We start from the raw sequence: 19,741 nt of genomic DNA, 5'->3' as shown, positions 1-19,741 counted from the left end.
TATATTAATTTATTTATTAGAGTTTTCAAATTTCAAATAAAAGTCATATGAAAACTCCTCTTCGTTAAATCTATATTGTTCATCTAACTCAGGGCCACAACTATTTGAGCCTATTCCACTTTGTTTATAATCTACAGTTAAATAAGTTATATTTTCTTTAATCAACTCAATATTATGTTCTGCATTAGTTAATTGACTAATTGAAAAATTTGATACATTAAACGCAAAATCATTTTCTGATAAAACATAAATTTTTGCTTTTTTATTATTTATGGATACCTCTCTACAGAAATGATGACTTCCATTTTCTTGTGGTCTTATATAATCCTCATACATTTCAGAAACCTTTGAATTAAATCTACCTAAATAACAAGATAAATTTTTATCTATATAATTTTCATATGGTCCAAATCCAAAATAACTTACATCTTCATATGATTTATCTAACTTAATCTCTACACCAAAACGTGGTAAATAAGGTGTAATCATATTCTTATTTGCCTTAATATGACACTTAATTAATCCTTTTGAGTAAATATTCCATATTACTTTAATATCAAGAACCCTATCTCTATATGGTGGAATCAAGCTTAAATCACTAATTATTTCAATTTTATTTGAATATTCCTCAAACTTAGTACTATATACTCTTGTAGTTACTTGATTAAACCCGGCTTCTATCCATTCATTTTTAATCTTTCTATCATTATCTGTAGGTGCTCTCCAAATAATAAAATTCATTGGATTATCCACAAACACTTCTCCTGTTGACTCTATAAAATCAAAAGATCCGATGTTTTTATTATATATCAAATTAAATTCAGCATTTGAAATTTTAATTTTATTAACTGTTTCTTCAATATAAAACTCAACATCTTCTTTAGTATCTATTAACCTATTAATAGATGCTATATTAGATACTTCATTGTTTATAATAAATTGATCATGACCTAAAATAACTCCTTTTTCATAAAGAGAATTACTATATTTTATACCATATTCAAATAATATAGTAATAAGTTTATTTTCTACTTCCGGCATCTTTAAAACATACCATTTTTCTTCTTTTGGCTTTAATCTGTCTAATATTAACTTATCTACAAAGGTTATTCCTCCATCTAAATATACTTTATAGGTAACATCAACTAATTCATCAACCTCTTTAAAATCAAGCATGTTTTTAAGTTTAACTCTTCCATTATCCTCATCAAATTCTAATGCTCTTATTGGCCTATTAATATTTTTGTATTCTAGTAATCCAGTATGAGGTCTTCTATCTGGATAGACTAAACCATCAACACAGAAATTCCCATCATGATTTTTTTCTCCAAAATCTCCACCATAACCATATGCCTTTTTACCATTAATATTTTCTTTTATAAGTATTGCATGATCACACCACTCCCAGACATATGCTCCTGCAAATTGATCATACTTCTTAATTATTTCATCATACTCCTTTAATCCACCAGGTCCATTCCCCATAGCATGTGCATACTCACACAATATTAACGGCTTATCTATTCCATTTTTAAAGTATTCATTAATTTCCTCTATACTTGGATACATACGACTAATAACATCAAGGTTACTAAAATCATTTTTTCTTTCTTTACTTGCATAATATGCACCTTCATAATGTACTGGTCTTGTAGAATCTAATTTTCTAGCATATTCTGCTCCTCTTTCAAAGTTACACCCAAATCCCGACTCATTTCCAAGTGACCACATAAAAATACAAGTTTTATTTTTAAAAGGTACTATTGAGGAATCAATTCTATCAATGATAACATTTTCATACACCTTATCATCTGCTATCATATTATAATTATCTAAATAGCCTAATCCATATAATTCAACAACACCATGTGTTTCAATATCAGCTTCATTCATAACATAAAATCCATACTCATCACATAACTCATAAAAAATAGGAGACTTAGGATAATGAGCAGTTCTTATAGAGTTAATATTAGATTCTTTCATTAATTTTAAATCTAAAATCATATCATCATATGTCATAACATATCCTTTAGTTGGATGACTATCATGGTGATTAACTCCTATTAATTTTATAGGAGTATTATTAATCTTTAAAATAGAGTTTTCTATCTTAACCTCTCTAATCCCTATTCTTTCTTTTATAACCTCATCATCAGTTTTTATTAATAATGTATATAAGTTAGGAGTCTCTGCACTCCATAGCTTTGCTTCTTTAATAGTTACTTCCACTTTATTATTATCTATATTCCCAGATGAAATCATATCATTGTTAGTATTAAATAAATAATATTGAACTTCTTTACACCCAATATTAGATAAAATTTCAATATCTAGCTTTCCTTCTTTTGAAGATAAATCTATATTGGAAGTTATATTATAATCTACTATTCTTGACTTAGCTCTTCTTAAGATATATACATCCCTGAAAATTCCCGACATTCTAAATTTATCTTGATCCTCAAAATAAGTTCCATCACACCATTTTAAAACTAATACGGTAATTGTATTTTTTCCATTTACTAAGAATTTTGTAATATCAAACTCTGATATACTATGAGCTATTTGACTATATCCTACAAATTCTCCATTTATCCATAAATAAAAACATGAATCAACACCTTCAAAGTTTATATTATAATCATATTTCTCTGGAAATATTTCAAATTCAAAATCCTTTTTATAAATTCCACATGGATTGTCTTTAGGAACAAACGGTGGATCATAAGGAATAGGATATTTAACATTAGTATACTGATTATAATCATATCCTTTTAATTGCCAAACAGAAGGTACTTCAATATTATCTGAAAGATTAACTTCATTAATATCATTAAACTCTTTTACTGTTTGTAAGCTATTAAAATAATTAAATCTCCATTTTCCATTAAGCGAGAAAAAATTCTTTTGCCTATTTCTATCTTTAATAGTAATAGCTTCATTAATATCTACAAATGGAACATAATAACTTCTTCTTGGCATCATATTTACATGTAGTTTAGAAATATCTTCATGATATTCATTTTTTAGTATCATATCTTTCCTCCTAAATACTTTATTATTATCATATATTCATGAAACATAATTATATAATCACGAAACATAATTCCATATATAAAGCTAAAAACATTATTTTTTAACTTTATTTTCATATTAATATGTAAATAACTCTTTTAAAATAGTTATAACGTTCTAAAATATGTTATAATGTTTCTTATCTTATTCACCTATTCTATATTCGATTAAATAAGTTAATTTTATAAATTTAGGAGGTGCCCATGCAAATACTTTGGAAAAAATACGTTAAAGAAAATTTTGAAATGAATGTAGATGAATGTGGTATAGAACAAGGTATTCCAGGACTAGGATATAAATATGAAGTATCTAAAAATGCTGTTATCCACTATATAACTAAGGGATTTGGTACTTTTAAATTTAATAATAAAGTCTATAACTTAAAGCAAGGCGATATATTTATACTTTTAAAAGGAATGGAGGTTGAATATACAGCTTCTATTAATGATCCTTGGGAATACTACTGGATAGGATTTAGTGGTTCAAATGCTAATGAATATTTAGACAGAACTTCTATTATAAATTCTTATGCTGTAACTTGTAAAACTAATTCAAAAATACCACAAACAATATTAAATATGTGTGAAATCTCAAAAACTTATAACCCTTCATCTTCTGATGATATGCTATTATTAAAAGAACTTTATTCCTTACTTTATTCACTTATAGAAGAATTTCCAAAGCCATTTTCCTTCAAGGACAAAGAATTACATACATATATTCAAGATGCTCTTAACTTTATTAACTCTAATTATATGAATAGTATAACTGTTAACGAAATTGCTAATCATGTTAATTTAAGTAGAAGTTATTTATATAAAATGTTTATAAAAAATCTTGGAATCTCTCCTCAAAAATATTTAATAAATCTTAGGCTTTATAAATCAACAATTTTACTAAGAACAACTAAACTTCCTATAGGTGAAGTTGCAAATATGGTAGGATATAGTGATTCTTTATTATTTTCAAAAACATTTTCAAAATATTTTTCAATATCTCCATTAAATTATAGAAACGATCAATTAAATAGTCTTGATTAAACTTATATTAATGGTTATTTTTATATTCAAAATATAAAAAGTATAAATGAAGTTTGACTTTAACTTCATTTATACCTCTATTAATTTATTATTCACTTATTCTCGTAACACCATTTTTTAAATCATCAACTATTGCATCATATTCTGATTCTGATAGGTTATATTTTCTTAATAATAAGAAACTCACTAATATAATTATACATGGAATTAAAGTTTGGATAATGTGTATTCCATTTAATGTGAATTTAGATTGAGTGGAATTTGCTTTATATCCAATATAAGCTAAAATGTATCCACATAAAGAACCACCAATTGCACTAGAAATCTTACTTTTAAATATATTTAGAGAAAATATCATTCCTTCTGATCTATGTCCTGTTTGCCACTCACCATATTCAACACAATCAGCAACCATTGAAGTTAAGGTAATATATCCAGCTCCATCAAAAACTCCACATATAAAGTTTATAGCAATCATTGCATATAAAGAAGAGTATGATAGTGAAAATACTAAAAGTGACCCAACTGAACTAACTAATAACCCTAAAAGAGCCGTATTTCTTTTTCCTAGTTTTTTTGTTAAATATGGAGATATTAAACCACCCAATATACTTGCCGCCATACCAATTGAACTTACTACTGGAATCATCATTTCTGCATTAAAATTATACTTTATATAGTATATAGATATTGTATTTTTTATTGAACCACTTAATTCTAATACTAACATTGATAATAGTACTATTCTTAAGGGCTTATTTGTTTTTAATAAATTTATAAATTGCTTAAAACCTTGCTTTTCTTTTTTCTTCTTATTATCACTAGTATTAATTTCTCTAATACCAAAGGCTGTAATCCATGTGAAAATACTAGCAAAACATACATAAATTATAGCTACCTTTGTCCAACTTCCAAGAAGTGATACAAGTGGAATAGTAAGAGTAAAAATTATAAAACTACCAACATATGCTACTGTTCTCGCAGATGTAACAATCTTAGTTTTTCCTTCAGAAGATCTTGTAATATTAGCAGATAGTGACCAATATGGTATGTCCATAGCAGTAAAAGATATCCCCCATAAAATATAAGCTACATATATCCATATAATTTTATTACTATAGCTTAAATCCGGTGTTGAAAAACACATTATAGTCGTAATTGATATAAATATTGGAATAGCAAATAAATAAGGTCTACTTTTCCCAATTTTAGCATGAGTATTGTCAACTATAACACCCATTATAGGATCTGTTATGGCATCTATAATTCTAGCTACTAAAAATAATGTTCCTACCGCTGCTGCACCTACGCCAAAATTATCTGTTAAAAAAATTAAAAGATACGAATTAATTAATGCATATATCATATTATTCCCTAGGCTTCCGCAACTATAAGTAAGTAAAGTTTTTATGGAAATATCATTGTTTTTATCAATTTTTTATTTATCGTAGTATTCAAACCATCACCTCTATATTTTATAATAAAATTTGTAATACCCGTTTAATTAAACTTTTAAAAGAAATCGATTTCTTAATCTTCATATATATTATTACAAATTTTTATTATCAATCAAATAGAATTAAGTTTCTAAAATATTGATTTATAATTCCTAAAATATATGATAAAAAAAAGAACCTATAAGATAGACTCTCAAAAGAGAGTTTATCTGTATAGGTTATTTTTTCCATAAGTATTTAAGTTTTATATATTTAATAGGATATAGGGCTAATTAATTATTTATTCTTTTTCTTTTTATTTAAGTAGAAACCTACCCCTGCAGTTACTGCACCTATTGCAGCTAAAATTCCTGAACCAACTACAGCACCTGTTTGTGGAAGTGTTCCACTTGGTTTTTGTGGTTTGTTTTCTGGCTTAACCTCTGGCTTAACTTCTGGTTTAGTTTCTGGTTTAGTTTCTGGTGTTTCTGGTTTAACATCAACATCTGGAGTTTCAGGTGTTTCTGGAACCTCTGGAACTTCAACATTAGTTGGAATAGCAAATCCTTTTTGAGAAGTTGTTTCATCACCTTCTAATGTGTTCTTGTACATTAAGTAATAAGCTGATGCAGACCAACTGAAGTTTTTAGTGTGTAATCCTTCTCCAGTTAATGGGTTATAGTTTTCTCTTATTGGTCCATCTCCCATTAATCCTTCAGCGTTGTTGAACATCTTTTTAGCAGCTGTTACTGCTTGATCATAGTAACCATAGTTTTGAAGAGCTTCAACTCCATATAACGCTTGGTCTAACCAAACTGGGCCTCTCCAATATTTGCTTGCGCTGAAGCTTGGGTTATCTTGAGAAGCTGTTCCAAATGGTACAGTTGTATTGAATTTGTTTCCATCTAACATATTTTCTACAACTTGATCTGCTTCTTCTTGAGTAGCCATTTTAGCCCATAGTGGTATCCAACCTTCTGGTCCTTTACCTCTGTTAACTAATAATTTCTTTTCTGAACCATCTTCATTTATTTGTAAATCGTAGAAGAATCCTGTTTCTTCATCAAACATGTTATCACTTACGTATTCTCTTACGTGTTCTGCTTCTTCTGTGTACTTCTTAACATCTTCAGTTTTTCCTAAAGCATCTGCCATTGATTTTAAGAATCCTTTTTCAGCATAAAGGTATGCATTTAAGTCTACTGATTCTTGGTTTATAGAATATCCTAAAAGAGTTCCGTCTTCAGATTTGTTTTCAAATACATCTACACCTGTATCTCCTTCTCCAAATCCTTCAACATCAAATCTTGGAGCGTTATCCATTCCACTTTCCCAAGCTGCTGCTAATATAATTTCTTCTTTTGAATTATTGAATTCGTGAACCATTCCACCGTATTCAGCTATACCGTTTTTATCATGGTCTCTGTTTGTATACCACCAATCATGGTAAGCAACTAATTTTGGATACATTTCTTGTAAGAAAGCTTCATCTCCAGTAGCTTCATATACATTCCATACTGCCCATGCTGCTAATGCTGGCTTAGAGTTTCTTTCATTCCAGTTTCCACCATCTCCGCCTCTAGCGCCATCTTTGTTATAGAATATAGCATCGATTATTGCTCCAGCATCTTGCGGTCTTAATTCATCATCTTCTGTAATTTGGTAATCAAATAATGCTCTTATGTTATTTTTAGCTAATTCTCCATCGAATTCTGCTGTAGCTACTGCTTGTTTCCAAGAATCCCAAGCCCACATTCCAATGAACCATTTGTATGACATTGAAGGAACAACACCATCATGTAATATATCTCCTGCAGCACTTCTCCAGTTAGTAGTTAAAGTTTCGATAGATTTTACAGCTGCATTTTTGTAGCTTTCATCAGTTTTTCCTTTTACATTAGCAAAAGTCTTATCTAAGTAACCTTGCCAACGAGTGTTATTTTCTACAAAGTATTTTTCTGAATTATCAAGCATATCTTGAATCTTTGATTGTTCTTTATTTAATTCATCCGTTGTAAATGTATATGTTTGAGTTGAATCTGTTGTGAATGACTCATTTGACTTAATAGTTACCGGCGTTGTAAGTCTTGTTGTATAAGAGTTTCCTTCAACTGTAGTTTCAACATCACCTTCATAATTAACTACAAATTTAGTTTCTTCTGTTGAGAAATATCTCCAAGTTTCTCTCATTTCAGAGAAGTTAACTTGTACTCCATTTTCAGTAGCTTGTAAACTTTGTCCTAATTCATATACTTTTCCATCTTCTTTTTCTTTGAATTGGTTAAATATATTTCCTGTCCATTCTAGGTTTAAGTTTAAATCTTTATCAGTTTTATTATCAATTTTAGTTGTTATTAATGCAGTTCTATTAGAAGCAAATATTAATTCTAAAGTTAATTTAAAATCTGTTAAATCATAAGTTTGAACTAACTTTCCTGGATAATAATCAAATGAAACTTCTGCTTGTGTTAAATCATACACTTGTCCATCTTCTACATTGCTTACTGTAATTTTACTTATTGTGTCACCTAAGTTTACTGGATATTCTTCAGCTATTATTACAGGTCCTGCAAATCCTCCATAGATGTTAGTAGCATCCTTTGATGGTAAGTAGTATCCATGCCATGCCCCTTGATCTGAGAAGTTGTTGTATTTATTTGTTGAATATGATCCATATAATAAATCTGTTGGGTTTGCTGTTACATTTAATACATTGCTAAAATCTACAACTTTTGATCTTTTATCTGTAGCAAGTACATTTACCGCTGTTAAGTTTAAAGTTAATGCCGTAGCTAAAGCTGCTGCCATAAGTGATTTTTTCCCTAATTTTAATGCCATAAAATTTCTCTCCTCTTTAAATATATTGTTATTATTAAAAGTCGCGACATAATTAATACAAGCCAAAAAGGCAATACCTAAACAAAGAATAATAATTTCGTTAAAAATTATTCTTTGTTTAGGTATCGCCTTCTTCAGTAACAATCCTAATATTTATAAATTGTTTTAAGTTGATTTCATTGTACAATGTACTGTAAACATTGTCAACATGTTATGTGAATTTTTTTTCATATTTATTCAGAAACCTGAATTTTATCTAAATTATTATTAGAATTATCTTGTTTTTTATGTATGTGAACTATATTGTTCATACCTCTTTCAACAGTTTTATCTGGTATAAAATATATAAATTCCTTTCTTGATAAATTCTTAAATATTATTGGAATTATAGTTGATTTAGCTTCTTTTTTTAATAAATCTAATGAAAATTCTATAAGATGATCATTAACTTTTACTATATCTCCAACTTTAACTAATGAGTTGAATCCTTTGCCCTTCATCTTAATACTATCTATTCCTATATGAATAAGTATTTCTAATCCATCATTTGATTTTATTGTTATAGCATGATTATTAGGTGATATAAATATTACTTCTCCTTCAACCGGTGAAGCTATTATATTTTCAGACGGTTCTATTGCAAAGCCATCACCTATAAGCTTAAGAGAAAAAATATCATCTGGAACATTTTCTAACGCTGTTATAGTTCCAGAAATAGGAACAAATAATTTTTTCCCAGTATCTTCTCCTTTTTTCATAATTGGAAGCTCTTTATTCATTGCTTTAGGTAACTTTATTTCTTTTCCTGCCATTATATCTTTTATTTGATCCTTTAAAAGATCTGATTGTGGTCCAAAAATAGCTTGAATATTATTTCCTACTACCATAATTCCTGCCACACCTAATTTTTTTAATTTTTGTTTTTGTACTTTTCTTATATTTTTAACTGTTATTCTTAATCTTGTTATGCAAGCATCTAGGTATTTTATATTATTTTTTCCACCTAATGCATTTAAAACATTTTTAGCTAATTCTTCACCATTTAAATCAATTTCTACTTCAAACTCATTTATTGCTTCAAGCTCATAATCTTGTTCTCTACCTGGAGTTTGTAAGTTTAATTTTCTGATTATAAACCTAAAACCTAAATAGTATATAATAAAAAATCCTATTCCTACTAGAATAACTAAATACCATGGTGTTTTATTTGGAAGTACTCCTAAAAATAAGAAGTCTATTAATCCACCTGAAAAAGTCATTCCAATTTTGACATTTAAGATATTCATAATCATAAATGAGAACCCTGCAAATACACAATGAATAGCAAACAATACTGGTGCTAAGAATAAAAATGAAAATTCTATTGGCTCTGTTATTCCAGTTAAAAATGATGATAAGGCACCTGATAAAAGCAATGCCGATACTCTTTTCTTATTTTCATCAAAAGCTTCATGATACATTGCTAAAGCAGCTCCTGGTAATCCAAACATCATTATTGGGAATTTCCCTGTCATAAAAGTACCTGCAGTAAGAGCTACATTATCTTTAAGCTGTTCAAAAAATATTGCTTGGTCTCCTATAATTAATTGTCCTGATGAATTTAAATATTCACCAAATTGATACCAAAACGGGTTATACCATATGTGATGTAATCCAACTGGAACCAATGCTCTTTCTACAGTCCCAAAAATAAACGTAGATAAATTAGGGTTTGTATTTATTAAACTTCTTGATATACTCATTAATAAAGTTTGTACTCTAGGCCAAATTCCTACTAGAATTAAGCCTAAAAATACAGCTACTATTGCAGTCATAATTGGTACAAACCTTTTTCCCGAAAAAAATCCTAAACATTCCGGTAATCTAATTCTATAAAACTTTTTGTATATGATTGATGTTACTACCCCTATAATTATTCCTCCCATTACTCCCATTTGTAATGTTGGAATTCCTAAAACCATATCAAAATATGGATTACCTCTAATTGCTCCTGGAGTTAACCCTATACATACTGACATTGTCATATTAAAAACTAAAAATCCTACTACTGCTGATAATCCAGATACTCCATCTCCGTCAGATAATCCAATAGCAACACCTGTTGCAAACAAAAGTGGTAAATTATCAAATATAATATTTCCTGCTGCTGATAAAATATTAGCAAAAGTATTAATCCAATATGAATCTAGTGTAATTTCATTACTATTAAAAATTAGTCCAATTCCTACTAATAACCCTGCTGCCGGCAATAATGCAACTGGCAACATAAGTGCTCTCCCTATTTTCTGTAATCCACCAAAGGAATTTTTCAAAACTTCTCTTATACTCATTTAAGTTCATCCCTTAAAACACTAATAACCCTATGAATATGTATAGTTAAATATACTAACTCATCATCAACAACCACATAATTATAATTATTTTCTATATAATATTTAACTTTTAATGCACAATCAAATGCTTCTGGATAGTTTTTTTCAGCTATCTCTAAAAGCATTCCATCACTTTCTTTATGTTGATTTTCAGTAAATATTCTCTTTGCAAAAAACTTAAGATGAGTTAAAAGTCTATCGTAATTTAAATCATCCTCATTAAATTCAACAGAATAGTAGTATCTTACTATGTTTAGTATTCCCTTTACTATGTTAGTTGTTTCTAAAGACTCCTTTGAACTGTCATTATTACCTGCATTAACTAAATGTAATGCAATAAATGCAGCTTCATCCTCTGGTAAATTTATATTTAGCTTCTCATTTATAAGCTTAACTCCCCATAATGCAACTTTATATTCATCTTTGTGAATTCTTCTTATTTCATCTAAAAAGTGATTTTTTATAATTATATTTTTTTTATATCTTTTAATAGCGAAAGCTATATGATCTGATAAAGAAATATAAACCTGTTTATCAAGATTTCTATTCAACTCTTTACTTGCATGACTAATTATAATATGTGATAATTCAAAAATGCCATCTGGTATTTGATTAATAAGCTTTTTTAACTTATTTCCCATCCTTTTATTTTCTATAATAAAAGTTTTTTCTATTTTATCTTCATCAACCTCTTGACCTGTCCTTTTATTAAAGGCAATACCACATCCAACTAGAATAATCTCCTTATTAGTTTTTGGATCAATAGTTACAATAGTATTATTATTTAAAACTTTTTCTATAATCATTTTGGCCCCTCCTCATCTTAAAATTTAATTAAAGTCCTTCTGAAGATATAAAATATCACCAGAAGTAATCGTTGTCAACAAAATTCTAATTTTAGTTCAATATACAAATTGAAAATTTATAGTCTATTTTTATTAAAATCTTTTATAAAATCATATAGTTTAAATTAATTAATAATTACCTTTAAAAAATAATATTTTAATTTTTAGACATTCATTCAAATTTGCAACTATTATTTTTATCTTAAACGTTTAATTGTAAAAGTTCCATAAAAAAGCTGTATTTTGTCTAAAATACAGCTTTTTTCAATTATTTATAATTTATCACTTTTAATCTATGAAGTGCTCTAGTTGCCATAATATATTTTACTAAATCATCAGTCTTATCATCAAAATTCACTATTATAACTCCGTCAAATTCTAATCCTTTAGCATAATAAGATGGAACTATAACCTTACCACCTCTATACATAACTTCTTCTCTATCAAAAGATAAAAGTTTAGTAAACTTTTTAAGTTCTGGTGCTATATTCTTAAGGTCTTCTTTATCCTTTGTTATAATTGCAATATTGTCATAATTTTCATCATCATACTCTTCTAGTGTTTCTAAAATAGTATCAATTAAATCATCTTTATCATTAATATTAACTTCTTCAACATCAAATTTTCCCTTTCTAACAAATGGAACTATAGCATTTTCATCTAACAACTTGCTTGCATACTCCATTATTTGGAATGTTGATCTATAGCTTTTATTTAAAGCATAATTCTTAACAAAGCCTCCAAATAGAGATTTTAATTTAAGCATTGCTGGTTCTTCTTCTACTTTTATTAATCTTTGATTTGCATCTCCAACAATAGTATAACTTCTACAACCAGTTAATTCTTTTAATACTATGAATTGTAACATACTATAGTCTTGAGATTCATCAATTACTATATGCTTAATATCTTGTTTAGTTTTTTTACCATCAAGTTTAATCATCATATACAGAATTGCAGGTAAATCTAAATATGATAGCTGATCAGTATTAGTAAACTCTTTATAAATATCTACTATATTTTTATTATCTATCCAATGAGCTAAATTATCCTTTTGAGCCATAAGTTCTCCTACAATTTCTCTAACTCTTAATCTTCTTTGGAATTCTATATTATTTTGTTCAATTGCTAATTGCTCTTCCGAAAGACTAGCAAGCTTATCCTTAACTTCTGAATTTAAGTTTCTTACTAATTCGTCTCTCTTATCCTTTAGCTTTGAAATAATAACTCTCTTAATCTTTTGACTTCTTCTAAATAAAGGCATGTATTTATAATGCTTTTCAAATAATTCATTTATTTCATCTAATGAAACTACCTCTTCATCAAAGAATTTCACTGATTTAAATGTAAAATAATTACTTTCTAGTTCTTCACACTTTTTATCTAAAACATCTATAAATTCTTCTCCAGCTTTATACTTAATTTCATTAATAACTTCTTCATTTCCTTTTAAAACTTCTTCTAAATAAGCAGTAAAATCAACTACAGCCTCATTTAACTCTATTTCATTCATTGCAAAATGAGCAAATGTTTGTTGATTAACATTGCTTTCTCCTAATGTAGGAAGTACATCTCTAATATAATCAATAAAGATATCATTAGGTCCTAATATTAGTACCTTATCTCCTAATTGTTCTCTAAAATTATATAGAAGGTATGCAACTCTATGAAGGGCAATTGTAGTTTTTCCTGAACCAGCAACTCCATTAACTACTACAACCTTCATTCTTTCTTCTCTTATTATTTCGTCTTGCTCTTTTTGAATAGTCATAACTATATCTTTAAGTTTCTCACCGGCATTTGATGATAGAATCATTTGAAGAATATCATCTTTTACATCAACATCTGAATCAAAGAATCCTTCTAGTTTACCTTTTTTAATCATTATTTGTCTTCTCGCTAAAATATCTACTGGTACTTCTCCATCTGGTGATTTATAACTTGTTTCACCTAATGTTCCCTTATAAAATAAGGATGCTACTGGAGCTCTCCAGTCTACAACAGCTGCATCAAAGCTTCCTTCTGGAGTTAAACCATATCTACCAACATATATTTGTTCAGCATAACCATTATCCTCAAAATTAACTTTTCCAAAGTAAGGTGATTCTTTTAGCTTTGTAAACTCTGCTAACTTTCTATCTATAGTTCTATACATTTCTTCCTTAACGTATCTCTCATGATCGAAGTATTCCATTACTTTATCTTCATCATCTCTATATTCTTCTATGAATTTTTTTCTATACTCTAATATATAATCTGCAACATCTTTTCTTTTTTGTATGTAATTTAATATTTCTTTACTTAATAAATCTAAAGTTACCTCTAGATTTTGTTCCTCTTGTAAAAATTCAAATTTATTCAAAACAACACACTCCTTTGATTAGCTAGTTATTAGTAGTTATATATTAACTTCTAACTAACATTAGGGGTTAAGTCGATATACCGTCTTAACCCCTTATCTTTATATTTTCTTATTTATCTTTTGACTCTTCTTCTTTGTCCATATCTAATATTTCTACAGTTTCGATAGATGCTTCTTTCATAATATCTTCTTCTTCTTTTTCAACTGCTTCGATTACTTCTTGTGCAACTTTTTTATCTTGCAATTCTTCTTCTACTTCAGTTACTACCTCTTCAGAAGCATTCTCATTATTTTCAAGCTCTCTACTCTTCTTTTCTTCTTCTCTCTTTATCTTTAACTCTGGATATTTTTCATATACAAACTTAAAGAATTCATCTCCGAAGATTGTTTCTTTGTCTAATAAATATTCAGATATCTTATCTAATAAATCTCTATTTTCTCTTAATATTTCTCTTGCTTTTTGGTGACATTCTCTTATTATAGATAAAACTTCTTTATCTACTAAAGTTGATGTTTCTTCACTACAATTTCTAACTGCCCTACCATCTAAGTATCTATTTTGAACTGATTCTAAAGCCATCATATCAAAATTATCAGTCATACCATAAACAGTAACCATATTTCTTGCAGTTTGAGTTGCTCTTTCAATATCATTAGAAGCTCCTGTAGATACAAGGTTAAACACTTCTTCTTCTGCAGCTCTACCACCAAGCATAACCATTATTTGATTCATTAGCTCTTCCTTAGAAACTAGGTATTTTTCCTCTTCTGGAAGCTGCATTGTATAACCTAATGCACCCATTGTTCTAGGAACTATAGTTATTTTATGAACTGGGTCTGTTCCTTCTAAAAGTCCAGCAACAAGTGCATGCCCAACTTCATGGAATGCAACAATTTCTCTTTCTTTTTTAGAAAGTATTCTATCCTTCTTTTCTTTCCCAGCAATTATTACTTCAACTGCCTCTTCTAAATCTTCTTGAATAACTAATTCTCTTCCACTTCTAACTGCTCTTAAAGCTGCTTCATTTACTATATTAGCAAGATCAGCCCCTACAGCACCCGGTGTTCCTTTTGCAATTGATTCTAAATCAACTTCTGGAGACATTTTAACATCTTTAGAGTGAACATTTAATATTGCAATTCTTCCCTTTAAGTCAGGTCTATCAACAATAACTCTTCTATCAAATCTACCTGGTCTTAAAAGTGCTTTATCTAATATTTCTGGTCTGTTTGTAGCACCTAAGATAACTATTCCTTTAGAGGTATCAAATCCATCCATTTCAGTAAGTAATTGATTTAAAGTTTGCTCTCTTTCATCATTACTTTGCATTTGATTATCTCTACTCTTACCTATAGAATCAATTTCATCTATAAATATTATACATGGTGCCATCTTTTCTGCTTCTTTAAATAAGTCTCTTACTTTAGCTGCACCCATACCAACAAACATTTCAACAAATGTTGAACCTGAAACTGATAAAAATGGTACTTTTGCTTCACCTGCAACTGCTTTTGCTATAAGAGTCTTACCTGTTCCTGGAGGCCCTACTAAAAGCGCACCCTTAGGTAATTTAGCTCCTATTTCTGTATATCTCTTAGGGTTATGAAGAAAATCTATTATTTCTGTCAATGATTCTTTAGCTTCATCTTGCCCTGCAACATCTTCAAAACTAACTTTTATATCTTTTTCAACATATACTTTGGCATTACTTTTACCCATGCCCATTCCCATTGGGCCGCCACCCATTTTCTTAGCCATTTTCCCAAATACAAATCTAACTAAGAAGAACATTAATACTAATGGTAATACGTTAAGTATTATGAAATCCATAAATACAGATTGTTGTTTTGTTATTTGCGGATAATATTTAACATCATTATCCAGTAATAACTTTATTAAATCTGGATTATCTGCATTACCAGTATAAAGAACTTTACCTTTCATCTCACTTGAATCTTGTGGTTTAATTACAAGTGCTGTTCCATCAACAGTAACTTCTTTAACTTCCTTATTTTCAACCATTTGGACAAATTCATTATAAGAAATTTCTTTTGTCGTTAACATTTCCTTTGCTGTTGAAAATGAGTATAAAAATAGGAATGCTATTACTGCATAAATTATTAAAAACTTTTTATTATTGTTCTTTTTTTCTCCATCTTTTCTATTGTTTACATCATTATTCATATTTTTAAAATCTCCTACTAAAACTAAGAATTCAATTTATAAGGCTCTTTACTCTATTTTTCCAAAGTCTTTCCATGGATATACCTTTACTTGAGCTTTCCCCTTTATTTCATCTCCATCAATATATGGATCCTTCCAATACCTAGAATCTAATGACCAATATCTATTATCTCCTAAAAAGAAATACTTTCCTTCTGGTACTGTAAATTCACCACTATAATTATCTGCTGTTCCTATGTAATCTTCTTTTAAGATTTCACCATTAACAGTTACTATTCCATCTTTAATTACAATATTGTCTCCTGGTAAACCAATTAATCTTTTAATCATATCTTCATTCTTTTCTTCTGAATAAAAAACTACTATATCTCCTCTTTTTAAATGCTCTGGTTTATAAACCCTAGTAACAAATAATCTATCACCCACATTTAATGTTGGTACCATAGATTCTGATGGAATTTTAACCTTAAATATTAAAAATCTATTTATTAAGATAGCTAATATTACAGCTATTACTATAGGTACAATCCAGTCACTAAAGAAGTTTGATTTCTTTACTTCTTGACTCACTATTCCCACATACCTTTCATTAAACTATTAATTTTATTTTTTCTTTCTTTTGTAGCATCTTCGTCTACATAAAATGAATTATTATTCATTATCACTACATCGCCATCTTTAGGTTGTTTATCAAATAAATTTATATCTATTAAGATTATATCCTGTTTCTCATCTTCTAAAACAACAGATTTATTTTCTATTCTATCTACTATAAATTTTTTATTCCTCATAACAACTAGCAATAATTGCTAAATCCACCTTTCATAACTTCCATTAATTAAATATTTAAATCATGAAACAACTTTAATCTAAAGCTTTACTACATAAATTTTTTACTAATCAAAGTTTTTTTAACTTTAACTTCAATAACTGTTTATAAGTATATCACAATTAATTAATAACTAATAGTATTACTCTCCATTATATATCATTATTATGTCAGTTTTGTTACAAAAAAAAGCTATATCAAAATATTTTGATATAGCTTTACTATATTTTAAGCAGAATCTAAACTTCAAGTGCTAAAAGTTCCTCATAGCTTTGTCTCTTTGACACTACCCTAGCTACTCCATCTTTTACAAATACAACTGCTGCTTTTGGATTCTTATTATAGTTACTTGACATTGAAAATCCATATGCACCTGTTGAAAATACTGCTAATATATCTCCTATATTAGGTGTTTGAATACAGATATCATTAACAAATATATCGCCCGATTCACAGCATTTACCAGCTATCGCAACTCTATCATTACATTTATCAGTAATTTTATTTGCTATAGCCATATCATACTTTGCCCCATATAATGCAGGTCTTATATTATCTGTCATTCCTCCATCTACTGAAACATAAGTCCTAATGCCTTCAATTTCTTTAATGGCTCCAATTGTATAAAGAGTAGTACCTGCATTTCCTACTATTGATCTACCTGGTTCTATTGTTAATATAGGTTTCTCTATTCTTAGCTTTTCACATACTTCATCAACCTTATTTAAAATAGAAGTACAATAATCCCTTGTTTCTTTTGGTTTGTCTTCATCGGTATAATGTATACCAAATCCACCACCTAAATCTAATTCAGGTATTATATGTCCTGTCTCTTCTTTTATTTCTTTTATAAATCCAAGCATAACTTCAACTGCATCCTCATATGGTTGTATCTCAAAAATTTGTGAGCCTATATGACAATGTAGTCCTCTTAAATCTAAATTTTCGCAGTCTAAAGCTAATTTTACAGCCTCCATTATTGTTTCACCAACTGGTGCAAAACCAAACTTTGAATCTATTTGACCTGTTTTTATATAATCATGAGTATGAGCTTCTATTCCTGGTGTTAATCTCAAATAAATATTTTGCTTCTTATTGTATCTTTTAGCTATTTCATTTAATCTTTTCATTTCATCTAAATTATCAACAACAAAAACTCCAACACCTAATTTAACTCCTAATTCAACTTCATTTACACTCTTATTATTGCCATGGAAATATACCTTATCTAAAGGAAATTCTGCCTTATAAGCTGTATATAATTCTCCCCCTGATACAACGTCTAAATAAAGCCCCTGTTCATATATAAGTCTACACATTGCCTTTGTTAAAAATGCTTTTCCTGCATAAGCTACTCTATTATTATTTTCTAAACATTTAAAATCTCTATAATATTTTTTACATGTGTCTATTAAAAGACTTTCATCCATTACATATAATGGTGACCCAAATCTATTCACCAATTCTGTTGAACTAACTCCCCCAATAAATAGTTCATTTTCTCTAATTTCCATTGCCCCAAATAATTTCATTGCTATTGCCTCCACTTAATTTAGTTAGTAGTCACTCCTTAACAATTAATTTAAAATTTTTGAAAATTGCTAACTTTGAAGTTCTAACTTCTTTTTTAATATTAAAAAAACATAAAAAAATTACCACTATAGAAAAACCTATAATGGTAGTTATGCTTATTTAAAATGCAATTTTTTCAAAATAAATTCAATAAATACAATTGAACAATTTAATAATCGCACCTTTTTAGCACTCCACTTCCGTGACAGTTATACATATATTATATGTATACCCAGAAATAACTTTTTACATAAATTATTTCTTCGGCCATTATACCTTTCATAAATAATCTTTGCCCGTCGACTCCTATTTATTACTCTTTATAAACGGCTCCTCTAACATAGGTATTCTATTAGCTTCTATATTGTATGTTCATGTTTAATAATATGATACCATATAACTAAAATTATTCAACCATATTTTAATCTTTATTCCATTTTAATTATATACTTCTATATTTATCCATCAACCCACTCATAGTATCTCCATTTGCTGGTGGTGTATAAGTGATAGCATTAGCTCCTGCATCAATTGTTTTTCTTATAGTCTCTTCAGTAGGCCCTCCTGTAGCGATTACAGGGAAGTCCGGGAACTCTTCTCTTATCTTCATTACTATTTCTGGAGTATTTTTTCCCCCTGAAACATTTAATATTGTTGCCCCTGCTTCTATTCTTTCTCTTATATTCTCATGAATTGAAACTACTGTAACTATTAACGGTATATCTATTGTTTTTCTTATCTTTGAAACTACTTCATTTGATGTAGGTGAATTTACAACTACTCCCATAGCTCCTTTAAACTCAGCATCTAGTGCTAAATTGACTACTCTTTTACCTTGAGTTATTCCTCCCCCAACACCACAAAAAACCGGTACATCCGCTGCCATAACTAATGCTGCTGTTATTAATGGTTGAGGAGTAAATGGATATACAGCTATTATTGCATCTGCATTTGTATTTCTTATAATTGCAACATCAGTTGTAAATAGTAATGATTTTATTCTTTTTCCAAATATTTTTATCCCTGAACAATCTCTAATACAAGGTGGTACTTCTACTACATGGCTTCTTAGAAGTCCTTTAATCTCAGGCACAGTTTTATGCTTTTTTATCTCCATTAAAACACCCCTATCAATAAATTTATAAGTATTATTATACTATTTTAAATTAAATTTTAAAGAAGTTTAT

At 28.5% G+C, this 19,741-nt stretch carries 12 protein-coding genes and 1 riboswitch; of the genes, 1 reads left to right on the top strand and 11 read right to left on the bottom strand.

Annotation, left to right across the window (positions count from 1 at the left end):
• Positions 1-9: 9 nt before the first annotated feature.
• Positions 10-3,036, bottom strand: coding sequence for a glycoside hydrolase family 2 TIM barrel-domain containing protein (locus tag I4V51_RS10210; protein ID WP_195988334.1), 3,027 nt, complete (start codon positions 3,034-3,036; stop codon positions 10-12).
• 242 nt (positions 3,037-3,278) lie between these two features.
• On the opposite strand from I4V51_RS10210, the gene I4V51_RS10205 reads away from it, so the two are divergent.
• Positions 3,279-4,115 carry an AraC family transcriptional regulator gene (locus I4V51_RS10205; RefSeq protein WP_195988333.1) on the top strand — a complete coding sequence of 279 codons (837 nt, stop codon included), beginning with the start codon at positions 3,279-3,281 and terminating at the stop codon, positions 4,113-4,115.
• An 88-nt stretch (positions 4,116-4,203) separates the two neighbouring features.
• Here the strand turns inward: I4V51_RS10205 and I4V51_RS10200 are convergent, their stop codons facing one another.
• The 10 genes from I4V51_RS10200 to I4V51_RS10155 all read right to left on the bottom strand — a co-directional run bounded on the left by I4V51_RS10200 (position 4,204) and on the right by I4V51_RS10155 (position 19,671).
• Positions 4,204-5,526 carry a glycoside-pentoside-hexuronide (GPH):cation symporter gene (locus I4V51_RS10200; protein ID WP_347708655.1) on the bottom strand — a complete coding sequence of 441 codons (1,323 nt, stop codon included), beginning with the start codon at positions 5,524-5,526 and terminating at the stop codon, positions 4,204-4,206.
• Positions 5,527-5,848: 322 nt separating this feature from the next.
• Positions 5,849-8,389, bottom strand: a complete 2,541-nt coding sequence (locus I4V51_RS10195; protein WP_195988332.1) for a trehalase family glycosidase — start codon at positions 8,387-8,389, stop codon at positions 5,849-5,851.
• A 233-nt stretch (positions 8,390-8,622) separates the two neighbouring features.
• Entirely contained in the window at positions 8,623-10,719 is a 2,097-nt protein-coding gene (gene ptsG / locus I4V51_RS10190; protein ID WP_195988331.1) for a glucose-specific PTS transporter subunit IIBC, read from the bottom strand.
• Entirely contained in the window at positions 10,716-11,567 is an 852-nt protein-coding gene (locus tag I4V51_RS10185) for a PRD domain-containing protein (protein ID WP_195988330.1), read from the bottom strand. Before I4V51_RS10185 ends, ptsG begins: the two co-directional genes overlap by 4 nt.
• A 307-nt stretch (positions 11,568-11,874) precedes the next feature.
• The gene (locus I4V51_RS10180) at positions 11,875-13,968 is read right to left on the bottom strand and encodes an AAA family ATPase (RefSeq protein WP_195988329.1); all 2,094 of its coding nucleotides are present in this window, start codon (positions 13,966-13,968) and stop codon (positions 11,875-11,877) included.
• Between the two features lie 109 nt (positions 13,969-14,077).
• A complete protein-coding gene (gene ftsH / locus I4V51_RS10175) occupies positions 14,078-16,153 on the bottom strand; it encodes an ATP-dependent zinc metalloprotease FtsH (RefSeq protein ID WP_195988328.1) in 2,076 nt (691 codons plus the stop codon).
• 48 nt (positions 16,154-16,201) lie between these two features.
• Complete coding sequence (gene lepB, locus I4V51_RS10170) at positions 16,202-16,723, bottom strand: signal peptidase I (RefSeq protein ID WP_347708654.1); 522 nt, start codon at positions 16,721-16,723, stop codon at positions 16,202-16,204.
• The gene (locus I4V51_RS10165; RefSeq protein WP_195988326.1) at positions 16,723-16,956 is read right to left on the bottom strand and encodes a DUF3006 domain-containing protein; all 234 of its coding nucleotides are present in this window, start codon (positions 16,954-16,956) and stop codon (positions 16,723-16,725) included. Before I4V51_RS10165 ends, lepB begins: the two co-directional genes overlap by 1 nt.
• Positions 16,957-17,221: 265 nt before the next feature.
• Positions 17,222-18,514, bottom strand: a complete 1,293-nt coding sequence (lysA, locus tag I4V51_RS10160; RefSeq protein ID WP_195988325.1) for a diaminopimelate decarboxylase — start codon at positions 18,512-18,514, stop codon at positions 17,222-17,224.
• A 219-nt stretch (positions 18,515-18,733) separates the two neighbouring features.
• Positions 18,734-18,900, bottom strand: a riboswitch (Lysine riboswitch).
• Positions 18,901-18,996: 96 nt separating this feature from the next.
• Complete coding sequence (locus I4V51_RS10155) at positions 18,997-19,671, bottom strand: hydrolase (RefSeq protein ID WP_195988324.1); 675 nt, start codon at positions 19,669-19,671, stop codon at positions 18,997-18,999.
• Positions 19,672-19,741: the final 70 nt, after the last annotated feature.

The sequence above is a fragment of the Clostridium sp. D53t1_180928_C8 genome (genome assembly GCF_015667795.1).
Lineage (GTDB): Bacteria > Bacillota > Clostridia > Clostridiales > Clostridiaceae > Clostridium.
The sequence above is the reverse complement of the archived record's forward strand: the minus strand, read 5'-3'. Positions and strand labels throughout refer to the sequence as shown.

What these genes read in the sequence shown, in the direction of transcription:
- I4V51_RS10205 (WP_195988333.1), top strand. Translation starts at nt 3,279, where the DNA reads ATGCAAATACTTTGGAAAAAATACGTTAAAGAAAATTTTGAAATGAAT.
- lysA (WP_195988325.1), bottom strand. Translation starts at nt 18,514, where the DNA reads ATGAAATTATTTGGGGCAATGGAAATTAGAGAAAATGAACTATTTATT.
- ftsH (WP_195988328.1), bottom strand. Translation starts at nt 16,153, where the DNA reads ATGAATAATGATGTAAACAATAGAAAAGATGGAGAAAAAAAGAACAAT.
- I4V51_RS10210 (WP_195988334.1), bottom strand. Translation starts at nt 3,036, where the DNA reads ATGATACTAAAAAATGAATATCATGAAGATATTTCTAAACTACATGTA.
- I4V51_RS10155 (WP_195988324.1), bottom strand. Translation starts at nt 19,671, where the DNA reads ATGGAGATAAAAAAGCATAAAACTGTGCCTGAGATTAAAGGACTTCTA.
- ptsG (WP_195988331.1), bottom strand. Translation starts at nt 10,719, where the DNA reads ATGAGTATAAGAGAAGTTTTGAAAAATTCCTTTGGTGGATTACAGAAA.
- I4V51_RS10195 (WP_195988332.1), bottom strand. Translation starts at nt 8,389, where the DNA reads ATGGCATTAAAATTAGGGAAAAAATCACTTATGGCAGCAGCTTTAGCT.
- I4V51_RS10185 (WP_195988330.1), bottom strand. Translation starts at nt 11,567, where the DNA reads ATGATTATAGAAAAAGTTTTAAATAATAATACTATTGTAACTATTGAT.